Annotated in this window: 24 protein-coding genes; 10 read left to right on the top strand and 14 right to left on the bottom strand. The window is 67.3% G+C overall.

Annotated elements, in window-relative coordinates:
• Window positions 1-221: 221 nt before the first annotated feature.
• The 5 genes from BLQ75_RS21930 to BLQ75_RS21950 form a co-directional block, all read right to left on the bottom strand.
• Entirely contained in the window at window positions 222-821 is a 600-nt protein-coding gene (locus BLQ75_RS21930) for a hypothetical protein (protein ID WP_139183072.1), read from the bottom strand.
• A gap of 520 nt (window positions 822-1341) precedes the next feature.
• A complete protein-coding gene (locus BLQ75_RS21935) occupies window positions 1342-1803 on the bottom strand; it encodes a DUF1273 domain-containing protein (RefSeq protein WP_244515859.1) in 462 nt (153 codons plus the stop codon).
• Window positions 1804-1980: 177 nt separating this feature from the next.
• Complete coding sequence (locus BLQ75_RS24555) at window positions 1981-2109, bottom strand: hypothetical protein (protein ID WP_280137867.1); 129 nt, start codon at window positions 2107-2109, stop codon at window positions 1981-1983.
• A 1041-nt stretch (window positions 2110-3150) separates the two neighbouring features.
• Entirely contained in the window at window positions 3151-3405 is a 255-nt protein-coding gene (locus tag BLQ75_RS21945) for a DUF397 domain-containing protein (protein ID WP_092604578.1), read from the bottom strand.
• On the bottom strand, window positions 3402-4274 hold the full coding sequence (locus tag BLQ75_RS21950) for a helix-turn-helix domain-containing protein (RefSeq protein ID WP_092604579.1): 873 nt from the start codon (window positions 4272-4274) through the stop codon (window positions 3402-3404). The genes BLQ75_RS21945 and BLQ75_RS21950 overlap by 4 nt, the downstream gene beginning before the upstream one ends.
• A gap of 263 nt (window positions 4275-4537) precedes the next feature.
• Between BLQ75_RS21950 and BLQ75_RS23210 the strand changes: the two genes are divergently transcribed.
• The 8 genes from BLQ75_RS23210 to BLQ75_RS21985 all read left to right on the top strand — a co-directional run bounded on the left by BLQ75_RS23210 (window position 4538) and on the right by BLQ75_RS21985 (window position 10233).
• Window positions 4538-4957 (top strand): hypothetical protein, encoded by a 420-nt coding sequence (locus BLQ75_RS23210; protein WP_139183073.1) that lies wholly within the window; start codon window positions 4538-4540, stop codon window positions 4955-4957.
• 296 nt (window positions 4958-5253) lie between these two features.
• The gene (locus BLQ75_RS21960; protein ID WP_092604581.1) at window positions 5254-5592 is read left to right on the top strand and encodes a hypothetical protein; all 339 of its coding nucleotides are present in this window, start codon (window positions 5254-5256) and stop codon (window positions 5590-5592) included.
• Between the two features lie 3 nt (window positions 5593-5595).
• A complete protein-coding gene (locus tag BLQ75_RS21965; protein WP_092604582.1) occupies window positions 5596-6495 on the top strand; it encodes a glycosyltransferase in 900 nt (299 codons plus the stop codon).
• Window positions 6492-7724 carry a glycosyltransferase gene (locus BLQ75_RS21970; protein ID WP_170837626.1) on the top strand — a complete coding sequence of 411 codons (1233 nt, stop codon included), beginning with the start codon at window positions 6492-6494 and terminating at the stop codon, window positions 7722-7724. Before BLQ75_RS21965 ends, BLQ75_RS21970 begins: the two co-directional genes overlap by 4 nt.
• Window positions 7725-7733: 9 nt before the next feature.
• Entirely contained in the window at window positions 7734-8648 is a 915-nt protein-coding gene (locus BLQ75_RS21975) for a phosphotransferase family protein (protein ID WP_092604584.1), read from the top strand.
• 1 nt (window position 8649) lies between these two features.
• Entirely contained in the window at window positions 8650-9471 is an 822-nt protein-coding gene (locus tag BLQ75_RS21980; RefSeq protein WP_092604585.1) for a hypothetical protein, read from the top strand.
• On the top strand, window positions 9413-9805 hold the full coding sequence (locus BLQ75_RS23665) for a hypothetical protein (RefSeq protein ID WP_170837627.1): 393 nt from the start codon (window positions 9413-9415) through the stop codon (window positions 9803-9805). Before BLQ75_RS21980 ends, BLQ75_RS23665 begins: the two co-directional genes overlap by 59 nt.
• On the top strand, window positions 9802-10233 hold the full coding sequence (locus BLQ75_RS21985; protein ID WP_170837628.1) for a PTS glucose/sucrose transporter subunit IIB: 432 nt from the start codon (window positions 9802-9804) through the stop codon (window positions 10231-10233). The genes BLQ75_RS23665 and BLQ75_RS21985 overlap by 4 nt, the downstream gene beginning before the upstream one ends.
• Window positions 10234-10627: 394 nt before the next feature.
• On the opposite strand, the gene fxlM (BLQ75_RS21990) is transcribed toward BLQ75_RS21985, so the two are convergent.
• From fxlM (BLQ75_RS21990) to BLQ75_RS22030, 9 genes are all read right to left on the bottom strand, one after another.
• Window positions 10628-11842 (bottom strand): methyltransferase, FxLD system, encoded by a 1215-nt coding sequence (gene fxlM, locus BLQ75_RS21990; protein ID WP_092604587.1) that lies wholly within the window; start codon window positions 11840-11842, stop codon window positions 10628-10630.
• Window positions 11843-11870: 28 nt separating this feature from the next.
• Window positions 11871-12068 carry a hypothetical protein gene (locus BLQ75_RS21995; protein ID WP_211481552.1) on the bottom strand — a complete coding sequence of 66 codons (198 nt, stop codon included), beginning with the start codon at window positions 12066-12068 and terminating at the stop codon, window positions 11871-11873.
• 299 nt (window positions 12069-12367) lie between these two features.
• Window positions 12368-13627: a hypothetical protein gene (locus BLQ75_RS22000; protein ID WP_211481553.1), complete on the bottom strand. Its 1260-nt coding sequence runs from the start codon at window positions 13625-13627 to the stop codon at window positions 12368-12370.
• A 13-nt stretch (window positions 13628-13640) separates the two neighbouring features.
• Complete coding sequence (locus BLQ75_RS22005; protein ID WP_092604588.1) at window positions 13641-14474, bottom strand: thiopeptide-type bacteriocin biosynthesis protein; 834 nt, start codon at window positions 14472-14474, stop codon at window positions 13641-13643.
• Window positions 14475-14493: 19 nt separating this feature from the next.
• Window positions 14494-15723: a lanthionine synthetase C family protein gene (locus tag BLQ75_RS22010; protein WP_092604589.1), complete on the bottom strand. Its 1230-nt coding sequence runs from the start codon at window positions 15721-15723 to the stop codon at window positions 14494-14496.
• A complete protein-coding gene (locus BLQ75_RS22015) occupies window positions 15720-18845 on the bottom strand; it encodes a lantibiotic dehydratase (RefSeq protein ID WP_092604590.1) in 3126 nt (1041 codons plus the stop codon). Before BLQ75_RS22015 ends, BLQ75_RS22010 begins: the two co-directional genes overlap by 4 nt.
• A 44-nt stretch (window positions 18846-18889) precedes the next feature.
• Window positions 18890-19057, bottom strand: coding sequence for an FxLD family lanthipeptide (locus tag BLQ75_RS22020; RefSeq protein ID WP_092604602.1), 168 nt, complete (start codon window positions 19055-19057; stop codon window positions 18890-18892).
• Between the two features lie 79 nt (window positions 19058-19136).
• Complete coding sequence (gene fxlM / locus BLQ75_RS22025; RefSeq protein ID WP_092604591.1) at window positions 19137-20372, bottom strand: methyltransferase, FxLD system; 1236 nt, start codon at window positions 20370-20372, stop codon at window positions 19137-19139.
• A gap of 300 nt (window positions 20373-20672) precedes the next feature.
• Window positions 20673-21161, bottom strand: coding sequence for a hypothetical protein (locus BLQ75_RS22030; RefSeq protein ID WP_092604592.1), 489 nt, complete (start codon window positions 21159-21161; stop codon window positions 20673-20675).
• Between the two features lie 309 nt (window positions 21162-21470).
• Here BLQ75_RS22030 and BLQ75_RS22035 point away from each other — a divergent pair, with 309 nt between their 5' ends.
• Together BLQ75_RS22035 and BLQ75_RS22040 are read left to right on the top strand one after the other, a co-directional pair.
• Window positions 21471-22745: a helix-turn-helix transcriptional regulator gene (locus tag BLQ75_RS22035; protein ID WP_280137868.1), complete on the top strand. Its 1275-nt coding sequence runs from the start codon at window positions 21471-21473 to the stop codon at window positions 22743-22745.
• The gene (locus BLQ75_RS22040; RefSeq protein WP_092604594.1) at window positions 22742-23473 is read left to right on the top strand and encodes a 2'-5' RNA ligase family protein; all 732 of its coding nucleotides are present in this window, start codon (window positions 22742-22744) and stop codon (window positions 23471-23473) included. The genes BLQ75_RS22035 and BLQ75_RS22040 overlap by 4 nt, the downstream gene beginning before the upstream one ends.
• Window positions 23474-23550 lie beyond the last annotated feature (77 nt).

The raw sequence follows: 23550 nt of genomic DNA on the forward strand, positions 1-23550 counted from the left end.
GACAGAAACATCCGATGATTTCTGCGAGGGATCCGGGTGAGTGATCTGATTTACAAGAGAAGCGAGCGCGGAAATCCTGTTCTGGCATGGTGATCCATCGAGAGCTACGCAGTTGACGGATACTGTCGTCACCGGTGAGATCGACACGTGGAAACTCGCCGCGGATCCCTGGTCGCGAGTCCTATCCGAATATTAGGGCGGCCCAACACGCGCACAATGGGTCACCGTGTTGCCCATGTGGGGCACGAGGAGCTCTCGTCGATAGAGGGAGCATTCGGGGCGTAGGAACACGTGACTCGTTCACCGTGATGCCGCCCGTGGCACTCGATCTTCGCCAGCGTAACTGTCCGAGTAGTGACACTTGTTTTGCTGCGCATCAGGGATTCGACATCGTCGATCCGGTCGTTGTACAGCGTTTCACGGTGAGAGCGATGGAGATCGATGTCCTGCTGGTCGGGAAACGCCTCGGCCCACAGGCGGAAGAGCACGCCCTCGGCCGCCGTGGTGATCGGAGTGGTCTTGGCGACCTCGCACAGGGCGATGACGATTTCGGCCGCCGATCCGGGGCGGGTGTCCTCACCGGCCGCGACCCGCTCGAGGATTTCGCGACCGTGGCTGCGGTAGACGAACTCGGTGCTCATCCGCGCGGTAGTGGGGTGGAGGAGCGTCCATGAGTGATACAGCGTGTCCGCTGCGTGCGGGTGACGCCGTTGTGCTGCCTGGATCTCGTCCTCGCACCAGGCCATCTGATCGAATACCGGGGCACACGCAGCGGATGTGGTCTCCAGGATGTCGGTGAGTGTCCTCGATTCGAGAGGCATGATGATCTCCTCAGTCACTCGATGTCGTTGTCTTGGGGCAGTACCTCCGGCCGTGTCGCGGCCGGAAACGGGCAGTGCTCAGCAAAAAACCCGGCCCGTTCGGTCGGGGCGACCACAACGGAGCCGGGTCCGGGGCGGGCGGCATGCGCCCGTTGGCGCTCAAATTCCCGGCGTTATCGCCGAGGACAGTGATGGCTGGTCACACTGAAACTGTTTCCGTCGGCCGTGCCGGTGGGGCGCACTCGGCAAGCACCGCCGTCGGTGGCAAAGGAGTCAAGCGCGCTCGGTTCAGCGCTTGACCTCGCCGACGGCGGTGCAGAGTGCCCACGCCCCACCGACGCGGCGTGGACTACACGGCGTTAATGCCGGGCGTCGTTGGTGACATGTCCGGATACGGGAAATGTCCGGCGCCCTCATCCACACAGCACCCCGTCGTCGACGCGGTGCTGATATAGCTGGGGAAGAGACTGCGCTGGCCGGTGCCGTGCACGATGTTTTCAGCTAACAAGAGGCATCGAGGTCACGGGCGTCTGGTCACGAACGTGGTGCGGCGGTTACGCACATCCACGCGGAGGATCGGGCGATGTTGGTCCCAGGCACGACGCATCGTCGACAGGCTTCCTCCGCTGCGGTGGCAGGGATCGTGGGCGGCGACTACGGCCTCGCTGTCGGCGACGAGCCGGGCGTTGCGCTCGTGCAGCAGCTGCACGCAGTAGCGCGTGCCGAGCATGACCACTCGGCCTGCCCCGTCGACGGCTGCGGCCAGCCGGTTCCGCCACGGCCGCGTCCACCGCGCATCCAGGTCTGGGCAGGGAAGGTAGAGCCACGTCGTCAACCCAGCCTCCTGAGCGGCCTCCGCCCACAGCAGATCCGCTCCCGCCGCTCCACCGCTGAGGGCGATCGTGGTGCCATACTCCTCCCGTAACCGCACCGCGATCCGGATGAACTCGCCGAACAGCCACTGCTGACTGCCGGTGGGCAAATGCTGTGGTCGGTGCCCAGTACAGGCAACCCGACCCCATGGCGGGACATGTTCCATCCCGCTCCTCCTCGTCGTTCTGCCCGAACCTCTCCGGGATTCCCTGCCTGGTTGGCAGAGCTGTGTCCTGTCCGCTACTACTCGCATCACAGAAACGCGAGCGGACCCCCAGTGTCGGCGTTACTCGTCGCTGATTCCGAGGTAGATCTCCGACCAGCGTTCACCAGTATCGGCGAGCCCAACTTCGGAAACGGGAAGCAGGCTGGCCTCATGGCAGGCCCGGCAGCGCCCGTTGACCCTGATCGTCATGGCTTCTCCACAGGACGGGCAGTATTCCCGGAAGATAGGCATCCCCTCCTCATCGGCACCCTCATAGGAAAACCATGAACGCCCGGTCCATTCCGCGTGTTCAGGGACCGTATGAGGACGCGACGGAGAATTCATCGGTGCTCCTTCCGAGTAGAGACCGACCTGGTGTGGCCGGTCATTGTGTTCTCGGCTGATGCCGACTCGACGCGGAGCGGGAGGCGGCAGCAAGCCCTGAAGAACGCGACGTTTCGCAGCGAGGAACGAGCGAAGAAACTCGCGTGGGGGCTTGCTGCCAACGACTGGTCCGCGTAGGCATCAACACAGCCGAGAACACACCGGCAACAGCGGGTGCCCGACATAATGTGGCGTCTCGCTTGGACGTAGTAGCTGCGGAGAGCTTTTCTCGTGACGAGGCTTTTCCGCAGCCAAACAGGGTCCGGGATTTGAGGTCTGTCGATGTCTTGGTGTTGTGGGGTTATGGATGGGTGGCGATGATGGATTCGGTTGTGATGGTGTCGGTGAAATCGCCGTGGGGAACCGCGTGGCGAGTTCTGTGCGTAGGTCGTGCTCTGATCGTGCTCGGGTGTCTACACGTGACTGAATGGGCTGGGAAACAGCACCTCGATGTGGGAGCTGTTCGGATCAGTGTAGGTGCCTGAGCCTGTGCGATGGGCCGGGCCCAGATACCTGCTTCGGATTTCAGTGATGGACGTCGATACTGTAGCCGCCCACGCAGCTGCGAGTTCCAGGAGAGTATTGCCCAGTGCTCGAGTGCGGTGGCCCATGCGGTTGGGGCTGAGAGTCAGCGGGTGTGTCCGGCCTGGCGGTAGCTCTCGACCGTCTCGGCGAATTCTGTGGGGCTCATCCTGGCGGGAGCTCTACGCTGTTTTGATATGATACGTAATCCAGCGGCCTGAGTTTTCATCGGTTGCTGTTGAGGTCAGGGGTGTGCCCCAGCAGAAATGTATGAGGCACGATACGGATGTGCCCCGGCTCCCACGGTAAGCCGGGGCACATCCGATTATGTCGTTGTTGACGCGCTCAGATCAGGTGGTCGTAGCGTCCTGCCTTGGCGTCGGCCACGAACGCGGCGAGTTCGGCCGGGGTATAGATCTGGGTGCGTGCTTGCCGGTCGTTGTCGTCGAGTTTGCTGTCCTGGAACGAGATGTAGCCGTCTGTCGAGGCGACGGTGATGCAGGCGCCGTTGCCGGTGCTCGCGGCCGGTGCCGCGTGCTCGGCGTGGACGAGTTGCTCGTACACCTCGTCGGGGATGTCGTGGTAGGGGTTGCTGCTCATGTGTCCAGTTCCTTCATTACGGTGCGGTACAGGTTCAGGCTTTCCCGGGCGGGCAGTGCCTTGGCCAGTGCCGCGTTGAACGTATACGTCAGTGCTGAGATGGGCTCGCGGTCTTCGTAGATTCCGGCGCCGAGGTCTCCATCGACTTGCACCACCTCCGCATCCTCTTCGTCCGGGAACGAGTAGATCAGGAAACCGCCCAAACCCGGCCACGGTCCCTCCTCGTAGGGTAGGACGTGTACGGCGGCGGTTCCCTCTTCTGTGATCTGGCACAGCTTCTCCAGCTGGGCGCGCATGACCGCGCGGCTGCCCACTTGGTGGCGCAGTGAGGCTTCGGTGATCACAGCAGTGAGCCCGCCGAAGTCGTCGTCAGCCAGGCGTTTCTGTCGTCGCATGCGCAGCTCGACGAGCATGTCGACATCCGTGGGACGCACCCAGGCACGGCTGGACTCGATGATCGTTCGGGCGTAGTCCTCGGTCTGCAGCAGTCCCTGTACCACGCTGGTGTCGTAGGTGCGGATGGCTCGCGCGTCCTCACCGAGTTCGATGGTCAGTTCCAGCGTCTCGTGAATGTAGGGGCTGTATTCGGACCACCAGCCTGGTTCTTCGGCGCGGGCTCGCAGTGTTTCCAGCCGTGCGGCGGTGTCCTCGTTCGCACCGACCGCGGTCAGGATGCGTTCGAGCTGCGTGGCGTCCAGTCGTGCGGCCCCGACCTCGATCTTGGACAGCTGTCCTTGGCTCACGGAGGCTCGGCGTTCCTGCCCAGCATTGATCGCCTCGCACAGTTGGTCTTGGTTGAAGCCAGCCCGCTCACGCAGCTTCCGGATCTGCTTGCCGAGTCGACGTGCCCTGATCGTTTTGCGTGCCACCTGTCGCTCCTCAACGGGGTCGTTGCACCGCTACACCCGCAGGATGCGGCCACGGTGTCAACGAGGATCACCCGATCGGACGTCTAGACTGATCGGAATAATTCCAGCATCATTCTCTCATGTGTCGGGAATCACTAGAGCATCATAACTCCCCGATCGGTGCTCGGTCCTGACACCACAGACACGGCGGCCCCGTCGTTGCCCCCGACCTCCGACGGGGTCGCCGTGACCACGCTGGACTCGCACATGAATGGACCGACTACATGGGCAATCACAGCCTCACGACCGGGGACGCGCGGCCGTTCGTCGTGGCCGTTGGCGAAGGAGAGGCTGCCCGGCAGCTCACCGTCAGCGATCCCGAGACCGCGTTTGACACTCTGGTGCGGATCCTTGCCGAATCCCTTCCCGATGTCTCCGGTGCATGGGGGCTCTCGGCTGAGTGGCCCGAGCCGATCTCACTTGTCGTTCGCTACCGGCGTGGGGTTGTCGGCGAAACCAGACGGGCCGCACACATCGTTGTGATGCGCCCCGGTGACTGGCACGGGGACACACTGAGCGCGTGGTGCGGAGCGACTATCGCGATCACCGATCTGGAATTCCTCACCCCGGGTGAGGGGATGCCCTGCATACCCTGTCTACGACGAGCTCCGCTGTCGAACACGCCCCAGCAGGTACGGGCATGACGACCGCGGACGAGTCCCACTGCGTTGCCCGCGTGTGGATCGACCACACCGGAACAGTGCACGAACGAATCGCGGCCGATACCGCCCGCACACTGTGCGGTCTCAACGCTGGTGTCAACAACGACCTCGAACCGGCAGGCCCGCGAGCCTGCGGCACGTGTGTACGGCGGCATGTTGACGCCGAGACTCCCGTCTCGAACGGCTGAGCCGCTCGACAGACAGGTGGCCCGGACCCGGCTCCCTCCCCCGTGCTCGGGCCACCTTCCCACCCCACTGTCGTCCTGAAAGGACCTTCAATGACGATCACTGTTCCGCTGCTGAGACTTCAACACTCCATCGAAGCCGAACGACCGGCGTCGGTGCCTCCCCACCTCGGTGGCCACGAGGTGCGTGCGCTGATCGCCGATACCTACCCCGATCTGGAACAGGCCCACCAGCTACACCGCTCCCGAGGAGAGACCGTGCACGGCTATCGGGACCGTCGAACAGGGGATTGGGTCATCGTGTTCGAGCGTGCCGAGAAGCAGTCCACGGTCAAAGAACACGGCGGTCCGCTGTGGGACCGTCTCGTCGCGCTCGTGAGCATGTGGCAGGCCACCAGCCGCCCCACCGATCACTACTCGCGGCAGGGGTGAACGATGTGCACAGCGAACATCGTGGTCGCTGTCCGTGGCAGTCACCGGGAATTGGCGGGTCTGCTACGGCACATCGCCGTCCAGGATTTCGCCGGGCGGATCGAGGTGATCGTGGTGGACAACCACCGTCGCCGCAGGATCTCGCCGTCGGTGCTGGTCGAGGCGGGGCTGTCCGGGACCGTGGTCCACGAGCCCCGCGCCGGGCTGAGCCGGGCCCGCAACACCGGGGTGGGGCACGTGACCGGCGAGTTCGTGCTGTTCACCGATCCGGACTCGCGTCCCGAGCCGGGCTGGGCCAGTGGTCTGGTTCGAGCTCTCACCGAGACGGGCGCCTACTGCGCGGGTGGCCGAGTCGTCCCCCGTTTCGTGGGTTTTTCCGAACCGCCGGCGCTTGAGCCGGGCATCGCGCAGTTTTTCGTCCCACCCGACTGGCCGAGCGAGCCGCGCGAGCTGCGCCCGCCGTTCTGGCTGGTCGGATGCAACCTGGCCACCCGTGCCAGGCCGAGGCCGGTGTTCGACGAGCGGCTCGGTGTCCGCCCGTGGCGACATCTGTCCTGCGAGGATCTGGAGCTGACCGTGCGCGCCGAGCACGCCGGACTCGGGGTGGTCGTGGCGCCGGACGCGATCGTGCGTCGGGCCATCCACGCCGCCGACGTGCGTCTGCCTCGGTTGTTGGCGCGTGGTTTCTGGCACGGCGTATCGGTCGCACGACTGCGCCGCCGCCACCCGGAGGCAGTGATCTACGACAGCGTGCGGCTCTCCGACGTGCTCGGCGCGGTCCCGCGCGAGCACTGGCGCACCGTGGCCACGCACCTGGCCCGCATCACCGGCTGGCGGCTGGAAACGCTCCGGCCGACGCAGCGGGCATCAGCCGGCAAGGACGAGGGGGTGAAGAGCCGATGAGCGCCCCACTGCGGCCACGGCCAACCAGCGCTGCAAGCAGCAGCCCGACCGTGGCGGTGTTGCTGGACACGGCCGGGTTTCTGCACACCCTGCCGCTGACCGGCGCGGCCGCGCGCACGGCACGGTTGAACGCGTGGCTGCATCGGCGGGGAGCGGAGACGACCCTGCTGTTGTGCGATCTGAACCCGGCCTCGCGGCCGAGCGGGGCTTGGCCGCTGCCGGTGCGCTATCTGCCCTATGCCAGCGTCTACGAGCGTCCCGACCGGCTGCGGCTGCACCTGGCCGAGCTGGCACCGGACGTGCTGGTGCTGTCCAACACCCAGCTGACCGTGCGCTATGGCCGCCAACTGGCCGAGGAGGCCGGGGCAGCACTGGTCTACGAGATGCACGACGACGAGCCCACCCTGCTGCGCTCGATCGACGACGCGGGACAGGACACCGCGGCGGTGCTGCAAACCGCCGCCGTGGCCGCCGCCGACGGAGTGATCACGTTCACCGACCGCGATGCCGCGACCGCCCGGAGACTCGGCGCCACAGCGGTGCACGTAGTGCCCTGCGGAGTCGACCCCGGACCTGCCCCGAGGCCGCGGTCGAGTGCCGAGTCGCGGGTGGTGTTCGTCGGCAACTGCTATTACGAGCCGAACCGCCGTGCGGTGCGGTGGTTGCACGAGGTGCTCGCACCGAGCCTGCCGCCGGAGACGGTGATCGAGGTGATAGGCCGCTATCCCGCCTCGTTGCGGGAACTCGCTGACCGTGTGCGGCTGCGCGGCCCGCTGCGCGACCTGCGTTCGGCATTGGAGACCGCGACCGTGGCCGTCGCCCCACGGGAGAGCGGCGGGGGCATGAAGCTCAAAGTCCTCGACTATTGCGCCGCCGGGCTGCCCGTGGTTGGCACGGCCGAGGCGTTCGTCGGGTTCGCCGAGACCGGGCAGTGGGCGGTCGAGGCCGACCTGGCCGAGTTGCCCGGACACGTGACCGCGCTGCTGGGCGACGAGGTGCGCCGCCACCGTCTGGGCAGACGCGCACGGCACCTAGTCGAACAGTACTACTCCTGGTCGGCCCAGGCACGGGCCGCACACGCGGCCTACAGCGCCATCCTCGAGCGGCACCGCGCCGGCACACGCGGCAGCGTTCCCGACACCGAGATACGGGCCTTGGCTGCCGAGCCGCCGTACTGGCTGCGGGAATGGCGCGGCCACACCACTCCTCGCACGCATGCTTCCGAGTAAGGATTCGACATGGACGACGACACCACCAACAGCGACGAGGACGTCAGCAGCGAGTTCGCCGAAGCCATCGACTGTGCCCGCCTCGCCGCTACCGCGGCCGTAGGCACGACATTCGCCTCCCACGCCCTGGTCGGCTACGGCGGACGCTCCGCGATATTCCTGGCCGAGCACGCGGTGCTGAAGGTCTACACCCACCGGGGGCAGGAACGGTGCCACCGTGAGGCCGCCGGGCTGCGCACGGCCGCCCACACCCCCGAACTGCGCGTGCCCGAGGTGCTGGCCCACGACGAACAGGCCGGACAGCTGCCCTGGCTGGCAGCCACCCGATTGAACGGCACCCAACCGTCTCCGCACGAGGCAACCACGACGCTCGGCCAAGTCGCCGCCCAGCTGCACAGCCTGCCCGGTGAACTCCTCACGGCAATGCCCGAACACCGCCGACGGCTGCGCGAGCTACCGGACGGCACCAGCCCCGCACGTGCGGCCGCAGGCCGGCTCGACACCGCCCTGACCGAGGCGGCACCAGCGGCCGAGACGCGCTGCACGCGCGAGCGCGGGTTCGTGCACGGGGACTTCTCCCGCCGCAACATCCTGCTCGCCGAGGACCAGGCGCCGGGCGTCATCGACTTCGAGGGCTCCGGCATCGGCTGCCGCTACGACGACCTCGGCACGCTGGTGCTGCACGAGAGCCTGCTCGGCACGCACGACCGGCGCGTGCTGCTGGCCGCCTACGACGCCGAACGCCGCCGCTGGACCCCCAACGCCGACCCGGTCAGCGGTGAACACCTCGCCTATCACCTGGCCCTGCGTGCCCGCTGGATCCTGCAGTGGGCCCTCGAGCTGGACCCCGAGCTGGCCGAACAGGTCGCCGCCCTGGCCCCGTGGCTGCTGGCGGGCCTGCACGGCACCGGGCAGGTGCTGTGACGTGCTGATCCTCGACGGGATGCCCGGGGCAGGCAAAACCACGCTCCTCGGAACACTGCTCACCCAGTGGCAGGCCGTGGTCTTTCCCGAAGCCCGCCCACCGGCCGAGGGCGGTGACGAGACCGTGCTGCGGCACCTGCTGGCCGAGGATCACGCGCGCACCACCGAGGCCGCCCGGCTGCACACGCACACTCCGGAGCGGGTGATCGCCTCCGACCGCTGTCACCTCGGAGTGCTGGCCTACCGCTACGCCCTGGCCCGACTCACCGGCCAGTGGCACGACTTCGACCGCGCCCTGGCCCACAGCCACGAGCTCGCCCTCGACCAGCGCCACCACAACGACACCGTGCTGATCCTGCACCTGGAACCCGACGAGTCACGACACCGCCGCCGCGACCGAGCCGATGACCCCCGCTATCGCCTCTGGTACGACCAGGCCTTCCTAGAGGCGTACGGCGAGTTCTTCCGCGAGCTCCCCCGGTGGATCAGCCCCGGGCCCAGTTGGCAACACCACCAGGTCACCGACACCGACCTGACCGCCACCGCGGCCACCCTGCTGCCCGCACCCACGGCCCCGCTGGCCGTCTCCAACGCCGACCTGGCCTGCGGACGTGACTGCGGCCAACCGCGCTCGACGAGCGTGACCAGCCCGCACGGACGCACACAACTGTTCAGCCGCGCCCTGCACCACCAACCCCGCGGCGGGCCGGTGCGCTGCCTGACCAGTGCCACCGAGATCACCGACCATGCTGAAGGGAACCTCGATGGAGGACGACACCGCGACCGCACGCACCCTCCTGGCGACCTTGGCCAACGACCCTGACCCACACACCCAGACAGCCTGGAGCGCCCCCGCCCGACAGACCGCCACAGCGATCCGCGAACACCTCATCAACGCCACCCAGCACAGACACACCACCGTGACCTTCACCGAACTACACCGCTGGCGCCGCGACCTCGACACCACCCTGGACCACCTCGCCACCACCGACCCCGCTCTATGGCGGCACTGGCAGTACCCCGGCACGTGGCTGGACTCCCTGCTACGGCTGCGATCCCTGATCGCCCACGTACTCGCCAAGGCGTACTGGAACGAGACCGACCAGGTCGCCTACGCCGAAATGGACATACCCCGCTACCTCTGGGGAGCCCGATGACACCACCAGAACAATCCACCTCGAACCCCTACACCCGCACCGCCAACGAGCTGCTGACCCTGCTCGGCGGGGCCGAAAACATCATCACGGTGACCCACTGCGTCACCCGCCTACGCATCACCCTGGCCGACCACCAGACCGTCGACAACACCGGACTACGCGACCACCCCGCCGTTCTCGGCCGCATCGAAAACGACGAGACCTTCCACCTCCTCGTCGGCCCCGCCACAGCCACACCACTCGCCCACGCCTGCACCGAACTCCTCACCAACCACGACGACAACGTGCATTCAGAAAGGAACATCCCCTTGAACGACTCCCATGAAGAAGAACCTCCGAAGCCGTCCCCGCACTCTCACGGTCCCCAGCCCGAGCCCCGCGACCCAAAGACCTGGATCTACCGATCGTCTCCTGATCGGAGCACGTGATGATCAGGCCTTCGCTCATGTTGTGGAGGATATCCTGCAGGCAGCGCACATCATGCTCGATCACTCGGCGTGGACCGTCGGTGAGAACGGCGTCGTCTGTCGCGGAATCCGCTACGCAGCGGCGACATGGATGGTCTCAGCCCACCCCACTGCCGTGGGTTCTGCTGGTCGATGAACTGCGAGAACCACACAGCCCCACAGGGCGAGCACCCCACCCCGTCTGCAAGGTGATCGATCCCGCACAGCTATACGTCCAAACCGACACTCCCGGTCGGGAGGACAGCTCAGCGAGCTCCGCACGGGCTCACGGCAGATGATGCCACCGCCCGCTGCACGGCGACAGCTCTTATCGCGTTCAGTCCACGATGGCGTGACCAGGACGATCTGACGGTCATCATTCTTCGGAGTAGGTAACGAGGAGTTTGCTGTGCCGCTTGTCGATGGATGCTCGCGGGGGGTTGGTGTGGGCTGGGTAGGCGGTCACGGTGGGGCGTGCGTCGCGGGCGGGTGACCAGTGGTCGATCATCTCGATCAGTCGGTCGGTCAGGGTTTCGGCGGCCGGTCCGTGGCCGATCGCGCCGAGTTCCCAGCGGGAGCCGTTGTCGGTCTGGTGTCGGTGCTTGGTCACGTAGGCCAGTGATTCGCCCGCCGCGAGTGCTGGGGACCGCATCGGCGCAAGCGGGTCGGCGACCTCGCTGGGCACGTCCGGGTGTACGTCGAGTCGGCAAGTGCGGTTGTCCTCGGCGGTCATCCGCAGCCAGATCCCGTCGAAGGGTTCGCTACCGCCCATCGTGTGCCCGGACCAGCGTGTGATGCTCGGAGCATCGAGCACGCCGTGCAGCGTGTTGTGATCGAGTGGTTGGTCGCGGTCCCAGTGCAGACTGATGGTGCCGTCGTCGGTGATCGCGCCGCTCTGTTCTCCTTCGGTCTCCCCGGTCAGGTTCACAAAGCCGCACAACTCCACCGAGTCCGAGACGAGCGTGCCGTCCTGTTCGGCGAAGGCCACGGCGCGGGTTTGGCCGCGCCAGCGCAGGGGGAGCACCATGCGTCCGCCGGGGATGAGTTGGTGCCACCAGGCCGGTGGGATGTCCCAGGGGGAGACGGTGGCGATGATCCGGTCGTAGGGTCCGTGCTCGGCTACCCCGTCGGTGCCGTCCCCGGTGACCACACGCACGTCGCCGTACCCGGCCGCGTTGAGATTTCGTCGGGCCTGCGTGGTGACGTCGGGGTCCACGTCGATGGTGGTCACGAGTTGCGTGTCGCCGGTGAGGTCGGCGAGCAGGGCGGCGTTGTAGCCGGTTCCGACGCCGATCTCCAGCACACGATCGCCGGGGCGCACGTCGAGTTGGTCGAGCATCATCGCCACGACGAACGGGGCGCTGGCACAGCTCAGGGAGCTGCCGTCGGCGAACCGGTGGGTGATCACCGCTTGGAACGGGTGGTACGCGGTGTCCAGGTCGTGTCCGGGCACGAAGTCGTGGCGCGGCATGTCCCGCAGGACCTGCTCCACACGCGAGTTCGCGGCGAATCCTTTGCTGCGGACTTTCTCGACCATGCGGGCACGCAGTTCCTCGGCTGACGCGGCCTCGGTGGTGATCTCGGTGTTCATCGTGTCCCTTCCTTGCTTCTTCGTCGTGTCAACCATCCAGCAGCAGGCAGGCATCCCACCGCGTGACGGGGGGCTGATCGGTGGTGACGGCGTGCAGCGCCAGCCGGGCTCCCGTTGCTCCGGTGAGCAGGCCCGCCGCCGGTGAGGAGTGCTCGTCCAGCCGCTCCGTGACTCGGTCGATCAGCCTCGGCAGGTGCGCGCGGAGCCGCGGGGCGTGCTGGCTCATGCGCCAGGTGGTGTGCAGCAGCCCCGCCCACCCGTGGCAAAGGGAGACGTCTGTGAGCTGGGCGAGCTGCCCGTTGTCGGCCCTGGTAACGACATCTAGCCGGGTCGGTGGCGGGCGTCGTACGGGGCGGTCGAGGCGAACAACTCGGTGGGGACGTGGAAGACATTCAACAGTTCTCCAGTCACGGGCACGGCTGTGTAGTCGCTGAGCAGTTCTCGAGACGTGTCCCAGGGCCTGACGAGCGGGAAAGTGACGTCAGCTCCCAGGGTGGATTTTCCACGTGCTGCCGTTTCACGGTCTTAGTAGCGAGGTATCCCTCGCGGCGCTGCCTCTGTCGTGTCTCCCGGTCCGGCCAGGTCATCGCCGAGTTCGCCCGGTGGCTGTGGGGCAGTCGTGCTGGGGTAGTTCCTTCGGGGCTGGTCGTGAGCTGACTGTGGTCGTGTGAGTGCGTGAGCCAGGCTGGTTTCGCTTGCGGCTATTGCGTCGGTGAGTTCGGTGAGGGGCTCGGCTGGTGCTTCCTCGCCGTGGTGGAGGCCGGCGGTGGTGATGATGTGGGTTAGCGCGTGCTGGTCAGTGTCGGACATGTTCTGCGCGCAGGCTGGGTGGGTGAGCACGTCGTGGGCGGCGTAGGCGTCTGCTGCGGCGATGGCTTGTCGAGTGATGTCGGTGGTGATTGGTGTGTGAGGTGTGTGGTTGGTGAGGTCGAGTACGCATAGACCGAGGCGGCAGCGAAACACCGGTGGTGTGGACTGGTGGGGGAGTGCGAGGTAGCGCTCGACCATCTCTGTGTCAGCTGGCTGGGTCTCGCGTTCTGCGGTGGTCAGGCACAGCGTGGTGAGGTAGGACGCGACGGCTTGTTCCCACGTTTCCGGGGTGGAGCTGTGTGCGAGCAGGTCGAGGGCGTGCTCGTGGTCGTCGTTGATGATGCGGGTGAGGATGGCGACTTGTCTGCCGTCGAGCATGCGGTCGCCGATGCCTTTGTGGCGTTCGAGGTGTTCGAGCGCGTCGTTCCATCGTCCGGCTCGGGTCAGGGCTCGGGTGCCGTCGGCCAGCAGCACTGTCCAGAGGAATCGGGCGAGGTCGCCTCGTGCTGCGCTGTGATCGTCGGTGAGGTCGGTGAGGTCGATGTTCCGACCGTCGATCGTGGTCGCCGTTCTCGTGCGCAGGGCTTGGTAGGCGTGGGTGAACAGCTGGTGGGCGCGGTTGGCCTGCCCGGTGCGGATGTGCAGTCGTCCGAGGTTGACGAGGGGTTGCAGGGCGAGTTTGGCCGTTGTCGGTGCCAGCGGCCGGTGGGCGTGGAAGAGGTCGAATTGTCGCCGGCACAGCTGGTGGGCGCGGTCGGGCAGGCCGCAGTCGCTGAGGATGAGCGCGGCCTTGTTGCAGGCTTCGGCGGCGGTGGTGATGCGTTGTTCCGGTGGGCCGTGTGCGGCGATGTGGGCGAGGTGGTTGATCTCGTCGACGCGCTCGGTGAGTGCTCGGCAGGCGGGCCGTGGCCGTGGCAGGAGCGGGAACCACGCGGCGAGTCGTTCGTGGAGGTGGTCGTTGCTCGGGAGGGGCATCGCAAGGGTCCGATCAGTCGAAGACGAGCGTGGCCGCGGTGTGGGCGAGCAGGGTCTGGCTTGCGGGGCTGAGACCGAAGCGGTTGAACGCGAACAGGGCGTGGTGGGCCAGCACGGCGCGCAGGCCGCGCTCGAGGACGCCCTCGTGGGCCAGGCGCGCTAGCTGTGTGCCCGCGTCGTCGAAGGCGGTGAACCAGTCCGCCGCGACGGCGAGGCCGCTGGTGGGATCGCGTGCCAGCTGCGCGGTGTCGACGGTCATCAGGCGACGTAGTGCGGGGTGCAGCGCGTGCACGGTCTCCGGTGGGAGCTCGTGGATCGGGCGACGGTTCTGCGCGATCCGGGCCCAGATGTCTCCCTGCTCGTACCAGTCCTGCCCGGCCGCGCGGAACAGGCGGCTGCACAGCAGCATCGCAAGTTCTTTTCGCTGCACCCTCCGGGGCGCGGTGTCGAGGTGGTTGAGGTAGGTCAGGATGTGGTGGCTGTCCTGGTGGAACAGGGTGTGGGCCAGCGCCATGCCGGTGGCCCCGCCGAAGGCGTGGACCTCGGGTTCGTAGATGACCGGGGTGGCCCGGGGAAGGTGCGCGTGGAGGAGGGCGAGCGCCTCGGAGACGGTGTCTTCGTCTGGTCCCTGGATGCGCACTCGCCAGCACGGGCGCGGAGCTCCCTGCGCGGCGACGCCGTGGCCATCGGGGTGTAGCTGTTCGGCCTTGCGTGTGAAGAACCAGGCTTCGATCAGCCCGGCGTGGCTGGCTTCGGTGAGGGCGGGCCCGAGGTGGGTCACTGCGGTGTGTTCGACGGTGTCCCAGTCGTCGAATCGAACGTTGAGTTGGCGCCAGGACGGGGTCACGCGATGGCTCCTTGTCGGGTCAGGCCAGCAGCAGGCAGGTATCCCAGCCGGTGTGCGGTGCCTGGTGGGTGCCGAGGGTGTGCAGGGCCAGGGCGATGCCGGCGGTTCCGTCGAGGAGTTCGGGATCTGACGGGGGTGGTGACAGCCGTGCGAGGAGCCGTCGGCACAGGTGGGGCAGTTCGCCGGTGATCTCGCCGGTGTCGGCGTCGGCGGCCATGCGCCAGGCGGTCTGGCCGATTCCGGCCAGCCCGTGGCACAGGCCGGTGTCGGTGACGCGGTCGAGCTGGTCGGGCTCGCGCAGCAGGCCCAGCATCGCGGCCTCGGCGGTGCGTTGTCGGGCGGTGTCGCCGGTGGCGATCCCGGCGAGTTGCAGTGCGCGGGCCAGCCCGGCGGTGCCGTAACACCAGCGCGGCGCTTGTCGCTGGGAGGGGGCGATCTGTCCGGTTTCGACGTTGGTGCGGGTGATCACTCCGGGCCACCAGGGGCCCGGTTGTTGCCAGGTGTCGAGCCAGCTGCAGATCCGTTCGAGCGCGTCGCGCTGGCCGTCGACAGCCACACCGCGCAGCAGGGCCAGGGACAACAGCGCCAGTGGTCCGGCGATGCCGTGGGACAGGCCGATATTTCCGTGCCCACCGGGGAAATCGGCGGTGATCTCTCCGTTGGGCGAGACCTCGGTCCACCATCCTGGTAGGCCGTCCGAGGTGGACGGCAGGGGTTCGGTCAGCCGGACGAGGTAGTTCAGCACGGCGCGGGTGATGGCGTGCCGGCGGTGGTGGCGCAGGTGGTAGGCGCCGAGTCCGGCCAGGCCCCGGAAGAGGTCGAACTCGGACAGCAGGGGGAGCTCGCCCCGATCGAGACGCGCGTGGGCCAGGGTGAGACGGGCCCGGGTCAGTGCGATGGTTTTGCTGTCCAGTGCGGCCAGCACGGGGGGACACCGGTGGGGCTCGTCGGCGACCGAGCGGGTGAGAAACCCCAGCGCCGGTGCCCCGTAGAACAGGGTCGCGTTGCGGCCGGTGGAGACTTCCTCGCGTGCGGCCGCGGTCAGCCAGGCGCGGGCGGTGTCCCAGCTGCCGCGGCCGCTGCGGGCACGTTCGAGGTGCAGCAGCGCGAGGCCGGCCGCGCCGCCGAGCAGCGACTGCGGCCGGGTGCGGCCCACGCCGCCGTGCGGGTAGAGCGTGTGCGGGTCGGAAAGAGGCTCGGCGAGCTCGTCGACCGCGGCGAGGATGTCGACGGTGTTGAGGGTGTTCACGGGGCTCCCTGGGTGCGGGCGGTCCAGCTCAGAGCGGCGGCGCGGGCCAGGCGCAGGCACGTCCGCTCGGTCTCGGGAGCCACGCCGGTCATGCGCACGTGGTGCAGGTGCAGCAGGTCGGTCAGCACGCCGGCGGGTTCGCGGTGCCCGGACTCGGTCAGGGTGCTGCGGTAGGCGGTCAGCGCTGTCCGACGCCGGTGCCAGGCGGCCGCGAGGTCCTCGCCGCCCGGCAGGGCGCGTACCGCGGCCCAGTCCTCGCGTGGCTCGGCCAGCCGCAGTGCCTGTTCACGCAGAGCTCGCTCGGGGGCCGGGCCCGAGGGGGTGTGGGCGTGCTCGATCAGCCACCGCATTCCGGTGGCCGGATCGTCGTGGAACGAGCACACGAGCTGGACCATGCTCGCCGCGGTCAGAGCCAGCGGCCGAGCACCGTCGTGGTGCTCGATAGCGTGCAGCTGGGCGAGCACCGCGCTCGAATCGGCGGCGAAGACCGACTCGGCGGCCCGCATCGCCGTTCCGGCGCCGAACCGGCCGGTTTCGGGATAGTAGGTGTCGACCTGGGCGCGGCCTACGAGCCCCCGCTGGCGCAGCTGGGCGAGCCAGGCGTTGACCCTGGCCAGAACAGGGGCGCTCTCGTCGTGCTGGCCGACCCGGATCCGCAGCCGCAGGTGCGGATCCGGGTCGGCATAGCGCACGAACCACCACTCCGGCGCGGTGTCCCAGCTCGACAGCAGCTCGGGCAGATGATTCGTGAGCACCGTGTTCTGCCGGTGGGGATGCCCGTAGAGCTTGAGGTAGAGCCAGGACTCGCTGCCGGGCAGGTGCCCGTGCCCGCGGTCGAGGTGCTGGGCCGACCACCTCGGCGGCGAAGCGGCCGTGGCGGTGGTCGCCAGCGGGATCACCACCTCGTGGGCGTGCCCGTCGAACCAGCCGAACTCCTCGTCGGCCGGTGCTTCCCGCAGGGTGACTTCTCCCGTGCGTTCCAGCTCGGTGCGCAGCAGGGACACGTGCGCCGGAGTGTGCAGATGCAGCCGCATCCGCTGATCGCTGTCACCGAGAGAGACCAGATCCGGCACGGCGAAGTGCTGCCGCCACGCTTGAAAGCCCTGCATCCAGTCCTGCCACGAGGCCCCGGAACCGGGAAGCTCGCTTGCTTCCAACCGCCACCGCGCTGGTGCCAGGATCGTGCGACGGTAGCGCACTCGGGGCAGAAACGGCAGCCGAGCCGCCGCTGCCCACGAGAACGGCACGCACGGCCTGGCACGGGCGGTGCTGAGCTCGGTGACGAACCGCACGAGCGGATGCGCGTGGCCGACCATCTCCACCGCGTTGAAACCCACCGGTTCGACCGGACGCTGCTGCGACAGCGACAGCAGCACCAGCCGTTCGGCGTCGGCGGTGACGGCGAGATCGTCCAACGGCACCACATCGTGACCCGACTCGCGGTGTTCGCCCAGCGAGACCACCGCGGGCAGCACCTGTCGACTGCGAGCGACGTTGTCGGTGCGCGCATACAGCGCCGGCGCCGAGATCTGGGCCGGGCGCGCGTTCGCACACACTGTGGGCAGTTCGGCATAGGCCGCGACCGCACGCTGCTGGTCCTCGTCGTCGAGCAGGTCGACAAAGCGGCCGGTGGTAGCTCCGGCCGAGCGTGAGACCCCGGCCAGAGCCAGCTCGAACTCGCCGCGATCAAGGGCGTCCCGCGTCCGGGCCCGCACCTGCACGCGCAGCTCGGTATGCGGCTGGACCGTCGTCTCCCTCGTCCCCGCGGTCTCGAGACGACTGATCGTGGCCTCGTCGAGCACGATTTCGGTACGGCCTTCCCAGACCGCTCGCTGGGCCAGGGCCAGCAACTCCGCATCCCGCTCCGAGACCGGACCGGATTCCGGTGTGCCCCACGGGCAGTCGCGGTAACCGGCCGGGAAACCGAGTCCGGTATCGGCCACCAGCTCGGCCACCGGCACGACCGCTCGTGGCCCGTACCGTTCCAGGAACCGACCGTGGTACTGCCGCCACGCCGGGGTGCCGAACGGCTCCGAAGCCAGCCGCACCAACGCCGCGGCCGCGGCTTCGGCCTCCCGGGCCACCCCCTGCGGCAGGGTCAGGTCACAGTCCAACCGCAGATCCACCCCGACCGGCCGCTGGCTCGGCGCCAGCCGGGTCATCGCCCGCGAGAGCCCGGCACGGCGCTGGTCTGCTCGGGTCGGTGCGCCAACGGCGTTGTGCCCCACCATGTCCTGGTGGAGGGCACGGAGCTGGGCCACCCGCCCCGACACCCCGGCCATCGTGTCGGCCTCGATCTCGTCCAGCGCCGCCACGACATGGGCCAGGGGATCGGTGGCCGTCATGGGAGCCCGCACCTGAGTGATCAGGAACCCCTGCTCAACCAGCGCCCCCAGCATCGGCTCCACTGCGGCGGCGGAGGCGTTGACCTCAGCCGCGACCTTCTCGGCCGCCTCGCACACCCGGATCGGCGCGGCCACGGCCCGCATGATGGCCCGCACCACCCGGCTGTGGCGCACCGAGACCTCTCCCAGCCAGCCGTCCTCGGAACGGCGCTGCCAGCCCAGCACCATCCTGCCGTCACGGACCACAGCGGCCGAGTTCGCCACAACCAGCAGCCGGGCACGCAGCTGCGGATCAGACTCCAGATCCGCCAGTACCGCCGACAACCACTCCGCATCGACCCGCGCCACCGCCCGAGGCCGGTGGCCCCAGCGCACCGTCGTGGCACGGTCGAACCGGGCAGCGGCAACGCCCGCGAACAACCCGAACGGGGTCGCCCGAGTGGTGGCACGCAGCAGATACCGCATCATCGAACTCGTCACACGACGAACCTCACGGGCACGCAGCTCCTCGCCCGCGCAGATCGCACGCACACGATCGGCCAGCACCGGGCTGGCCACCTCCACGGCCGCCGCGAACTCCTCAACCGCCCACACCCGCCGTAACCACGAACACCACTGCCGCACGTGCGCATCCGTACTTCCGGTCAGATCCGGCCACGATCCACCATCCACCCCGCTGGGGAGCAGGGTCGCCCGGATCATGGCGGTGTCGAGCAACCGATACACCTGGGCCCCTAACGACAGGAAAAGCGTGATGCCGGGCGACAGCGCGAACACTGCCGCCCGGCTTCCTGATTCACATCAGGACTGCAACGAACTACTTACTCCGGGCAGGAATTGCAGGCCGATTCACAGGTGTGCCCACAGCCGTCATCAGTGGGACGCATGAGTTCCTCGACGACCGGCCCCGACTCGACAAAACGAATGTCGAGATCGAAGTCGTCGGGAAGGAGGGGCTGCTCGCCAGCGAAATCTCCCACCTCGTCCACTGTGCTGGTGGTGTTGTCCGGAACTGCCACAGGAATCTCCTTCGTTTCTCAATCACCGTGATGCCGCGGGCCCTGCCTGTCAGGGATTCCGCGCTCCTGGCCAGGAGACGGCGACGCGCGTGTGCGCTTTCTCGACGATGCGTCCCCTGGGGAGTTCACTGGTCGGCCGCGTAGCGGGAAACACCTCGATACGCGCGCCGGGACCGCCCCGCAGATCGCGGTCCCATCGGCGCAGCAGCTCGACGTACTCGTCGGCCACCGCGTCCGCCTCGGGGCCGTGGGCATAGACCCCGGTCTCGAATTCGTCGGTGCCCTCGATCGGACGTTTCGTGCGGTAGGCGAAACCGCTGCCCCGGAGCAACGTCGGAACCCCGCGCAACGCGGCACGTGTGACGAGCCCGCGTTCGACCGCGTCTTGCCGTGCCACGAGCAACCCGAACACCGGGGCTTGCGTGGCGATCCAGAAATCCAACTCGTCGACCTGGTCGAACCGCACACCGGACCAGTGCTGCACCCACTGCCCGTACAACGCCTGCCGCAGGCCACTCACGTCGAGCAGCTGCTCTTCCTCGGCCCGCAGCGCCACCTCGGACCCGTCGAGCGGGATCAGACGTTCCTCGCGGGCGCTGACACCCTGCATCGGGACGAACCCGCACAGGCGATATCCCGTGCTGACCAGGTGATCCCCGTCGTGGGCGAAGACCACCGACCGAGTCAGCCCCCGCATCCGCAGTGGGACCACGATCCGCCCACCCGGCGCGAGCTGCTCGATCCAGGCCGGGGGGATGTCCCACGCGCCGGCCGTGACGATGATCCGGTCGTACGGAGCCTCCGGCGCATGTCCGTGCTCGGCATCCCCGTGCACCACCCTGACCGGCTCGTAGCCGGCAGTCTGCAGGCAGCTGCGGGCACGTTCGACGATGTCGCCATCGATGTCGAGCGAGACGACCGTGCCGGCCTCGCCCACGAGTTCGGCGAGCAGGGCGGCGTTGTAGCCACCGCTTCCGACCTCCAGAACCCGCATTCCCGGCTGGAGTTGAGCCTGCTCCAGCATCGTGACCTGGATGTGGGTGGCCGACAGCGAGCTGGTGGCCAGTCCCTGCTCGTCCCGCTTGGTCACCACAGCCTGGTTCGCCGCATACACGTCCTCCAGCGACTCACCCGGTGCGAACAGATGCCGCGGCACCGTTCGCAGCGCTTCCGCGACCGAATCACTACGCAGGTCGCCCCACTCGCGCAGTTCGGAGATCATCGTTTCCCGCCGTGTGCTCGCCTCGTCGGCAGCACCGCTACCGGTCTCACATGCCCTTGTCACGAAACACCTTCCTGTGTCACGAAGTCCTTCCCGGTCGTTATGGGAACTCCTGCTTCCCGCCGCTGGCCCGGTGCTCACGAGCCGGTAAGGAACTCGGCGGAAATTCCGGAGCTCTACAGTCGGTAGAGACAAGAAATGGTTTTGAATCTCATGTTTGGCCGAAACCGGATTCGGCGGAGTCAACTGTCTTGTCGAGGTGCCTCTGGTTGTTCCGCTCTTCCCCAGTGAGCAGCCGAACCAGTTGCGGACCATCGGACTCGCTGGTTCTTCTGTTCTTTCCCGGAAAGGCAGTACGTCGCCTCAGCGATATTGTTCGTGCCGCTCCGATTGCTCATGGCTCACCTCGTTTTGCGCTGTTGATAGGTCGTCTCGGGATGCTAGGGCCGAAGCGAGTCGGTTCTGCCGCGCTTGGGCGACTAGCAGGGAGGGTGGATGAACGGTGAGCGGACACCGCCTCGCGCTCGGGATGTGCAACGTGTCCGGTGCTGGTGCTGGCTCGTGGGGTGCTCGGGGATGGTCGGGATGGGGGAGATCCAGCAGTGCCTGCAGCGCCTGATGTGCTTCACCAACGTAGACCCACAGGATGGTTTCGGGAGCGAAGATGTCGGTGTTGTGCGTGATGGGCAGCCGCGCGGTGATGACGTCGTCGCGATCGCGGATCAGTGCGAGATCGATGACGTCGTCCCATTCGTAGGTCGCCACCAGGGCGGTGGGTCGGTGAGGTCCGTTGCAGAACCGCCAGGTGAAGCCATCCCGAGTTATAGCGGTCAGCAGGTTGCCGACTTCCATCGGGAACGGAGTATCCCGGGACTGGTGGCTGTGGTGCATGAGCGAGCGGTACCGGTTCGCAGGTCGACTACAAGGAGGCAGGCTGCGGCGAGAGGTCGGGGCTCTCGCCGCAGCCGAGGGCAGTCAACCGCTTCACCCCAGGCCTCGACCAGAGCGGATTCGCTGCACGAATGCTGCACCGATGATGCACACGAATCATTGACCTGCGCTGATGCTGTGACTACTACGATCACGTGATCGAAGGTGACCGAGATTGAAACTGATTTCGGTGGCCTCAAGCGACATCCGATGTACGTACTCGGGGAAGTTATGCCGCGTCAACGACGAGGCCTGGCCGCACGTCGGGCAGGCCTAGGCTATACGCAAGAGCGTTTTGCGGAGACGGTCGGAGTGGAACGCAGCACCGTCTGGCGGTGGGAGAAGGGAACGGCGGCTCCGTTACCGGAACAGCGCCCACGAATTGTCTCCGTACTCGGTGTGACTCCCGAAGAACTCGATGACCTGCTCAACGAGACCGCTGCTAAGGACACGTCCTCACCACAGTCACATGTGCCCGAACACCCCGGGGTCACCTCGACCTCCTCCTGGGACGATCCGGACGAGCTCTGGTTGCAGCTGCAGGAACTGCAGGAGTCCAACGTCGGTGACGAGCAGCTGCGGTTCCTGGAGGATCAGGTGCCGCGCATTGTTGCCGAGTACGAACACCGTGGCCCCGTCGAGCTCGGACCTGTCGTCGTCCGAGCACGCAGGCAGGTCCACCAGCTCCTGCGTGGACGTCAGACCCTGCGGATCCGTTACCGGCTGCACCGGCTCGCGGGTCAGCTTGCCGGGCTGGCCGGCTACATGGCCGTCAACATGGGGCGGTTTCGATTGGCCAATGTCTATTGCCAGGAGGCACTGCTCTGTGCGACAGAGATCGGGGATGTGGACCTGCAAGCATGGGTGTGGGGCACCTATTCGCTGGGAGCGTACTACCAGGGAGACTTCCAGCAGGCGTATTCCCATGCCGGACGGGGGAGAGCGCTGGCACCGCAGAGTCCGCAGAGCATCCGCCTGTTGGTCAACGGGCAGGCGCGAGCGCTGGGAAAGCTCGGTGACCGTGCCGGTGTGGAGAAGGCTGTCGGCCAGGCGCTGAGCTTGCTCGATCACCACGAGATCAGCCCCGAGCTCACGCCGTGCCTGTCCTTCGAACCGTACGGCTATGCCCGCCTGGCCGCGAACGCGGCGACGGCGTACGTGCCCTTGGGGGACACGGAACGTGTGCTGCACTACACCGGCGATGTTGATACCGCCGTGGAACAGGCCGATTCCGACTGGAGCCGAGCTCTGGTGCGGCTCGATGTTGCCACGGCGCTGTTGCGCCAGCCGGATCCGGACTTGGAACACGCACTTGCCTTGGGCACCGAGTCGGTGCGGATCTGTGCCGATCACCCGATTCGTTCGGTGTGGCAACGTGCCCACACCCTGTACGGACTTGCTCAACGTTGGGCAGGAGACGCACGCGTGACCGAGTTCACCGAGGTGCTGCGCACCTGGTGGAGCCGTCCTCAAGTGCGCGACGTCGCTGGGGGACCAACCCGGTGACGGATGAGCAGCGGGTGCGGGTCAGGCTGGTCGGTGTGGGTAGTTCTTACAGTTCGATGTTCCCGGCCGATCCACCGGATGATCACGAGGATCCGGTGGGTATCGCGGTCCACGATCAGGCCGCGTTCGAGCGGGTCGAGCGGATGCTGTGTCACTGGGACCGTCCACACCGGCGTTCCTATCACTGGATGATCACCCTGGACGAGCACGAACCGGCCCGTGCGTTGAGCCGGCGTTGTCAGCAGCTACTGCCCGCGGAGGGGCTCGATCTGGTTCCGCCGGAGAGTCTGCACCTGACCGTGCGCCGTCTGGGCTATGTCGATGAGGTGCCCGTGCCGACGTTGCGGGCCGCGGCCAGGGACGTGGGGGAACACTGCCGTGGGATCGAGCCGTTTCGTCTGAAACTGATCCCGTTGGCCGGTTCTCCGGGGGCTGTGCGGTTCAGCGTTGCTCCGTGGTCTCCGCTGCTTGGGGTGTATCGCGCGGTGTCGACGGCCTCGGGCTATGCCGACATCGACCCGCTGCGGATGTACCGACCCCATGTGGGTATTGCCTACAGCAATCGGGTGCAATCACCGGAGGAGATCATTCGCGCTGTGCGGCGGGCACGGGAACTGACTCCTGTCGAGGTCACCATCACTGAACTGCGCCTGGTCGAACTCACCCGCGCCGATCACCACTACACCTGGCACGTCCTCGAGCGGTTTCCCACCACGGGAAACTGCTAGCTGCAGTGCCCGATGAGTCTAGTTGCCCCGCGCGAGCGGGGAAACCATGGAGAACCAGGACTGGGCGGTCGAGCTGA

It is taken from the genome of Actinopolyspora xinjiangensis, assembly GCF_900104475.1.
Classification (GTDB): Bacteria; Actinomycetota; Actinomycetes; order Mycobacteriales; family Pseudonocardiaceae; genus Actinopolyspora; species Actinopolyspora xinjiangensis.

Excerpts from the sequence above, each read along its gene's own strand:
- BLQ75_RS21975 (WP_092604584.1), top strand. The coding sequence starts at position 7,734 with ATGGACGACGACACCACCAACAGCGACGAGGACGTCAGCAGCGAGTTC.
- BLQ75_RS21985 (WP_170837628.1), top strand. The coding sequence starts at position 9,802 with ATGACACCACCAGAACAATCCACCTCGAACCCCTACACCCGCACCGCC.
- BLQ75_RS22000 (WP_211481553.1), bottom strand. The coding sequence starts at position 13,627 with ATGCCCCTCCCGAGCAACGACCACCTCCACGAACGACTCGCCGCGTGG.
- fxlM (WP_092604587.1), bottom strand. The coding sequence starts at position 11,842 with ATGAACACCGAGATCACCACCGAGGCCGCGTCAGCCGAGGAACTGCGT.
- BLQ75_RS21970 (WP_170837626.1), top strand. The coding sequence starts at position 6,492 with ATGAGCGCCCCACTGCGGCCACGGCCAACCAGCGCTGCAAGCAGCAGC.
- BLQ75_RS23665 (WP_170837627.1), top strand. The coding sequence starts at position 9,413 with ATGGAGGACGACACCGCGACCGCACGCACCCTCCTGGCGACCTTGGCC.
- BLQ75_RS21960 (WP_092604581.1), top strand. The coding sequence starts at position 5,254 with ATGACGATCACTGTTCCGCTGCTGAGACTTCAACACTCCATCGAAGCC.
- BLQ75_RS22030 (WP_092604592.1), bottom strand. The coding sequence starts at position 21,161 with ATGGAAGTCGGCAACCTGCTGACCGCTATAACTCGGGATGGCTTCACC.
- BLQ75_RS21930 (WP_139183072.1), bottom strand. The coding sequence starts at position 821 with ATGCCTCTCGAATCGAGGACACTCACCGACATCCTGGAGACCACATCC.
- BLQ75_RS22035 (WP_280137868.1), top strand. The coding sequence starts at position 21,471 with ATGCCGCGTCAACGACGAGGCCTGGCCGCACGTCGGGCAGGCCTAGGC.
- BLQ75_RS21945 (WP_092604578.1), bottom strand. The coding sequence starts at position 3,405 with ATGAGCAGCAACCCCTACCACGACATCCCCGACGAGGTGTACGAGCAA.
- BLQ75_RS21965 (WP_092604582.1), top strand. The coding sequence starts at position 5,596 with ATGTGCACAGCGAACATCGTGGTCGCTGTCCGTGGCAGTCACCGGGAA.
- BLQ75_RS21995 (WP_211481552.1), bottom strand. The coding sequence starts at position 12,068 with ATGAGCCAGCACGCCCCGCGGCTCCGCGCGCACCTGCCGAGGCTGATC.
- BLQ75_RS23210 (WP_139183073.1), top strand. The coding sequence starts at position 4,538 with ATGGGCAATCACAGCCTCACGACCGGGGACGCGCGGCCGTTCGTCGTG.
- BLQ75_RS24555 (WP_280137867.1), bottom strand. The coding sequence starts at position 2,109 with ATGACGATCAGGGTCAACGGGCGCTGCCGGGCCTGCCATGAGGCCAGC.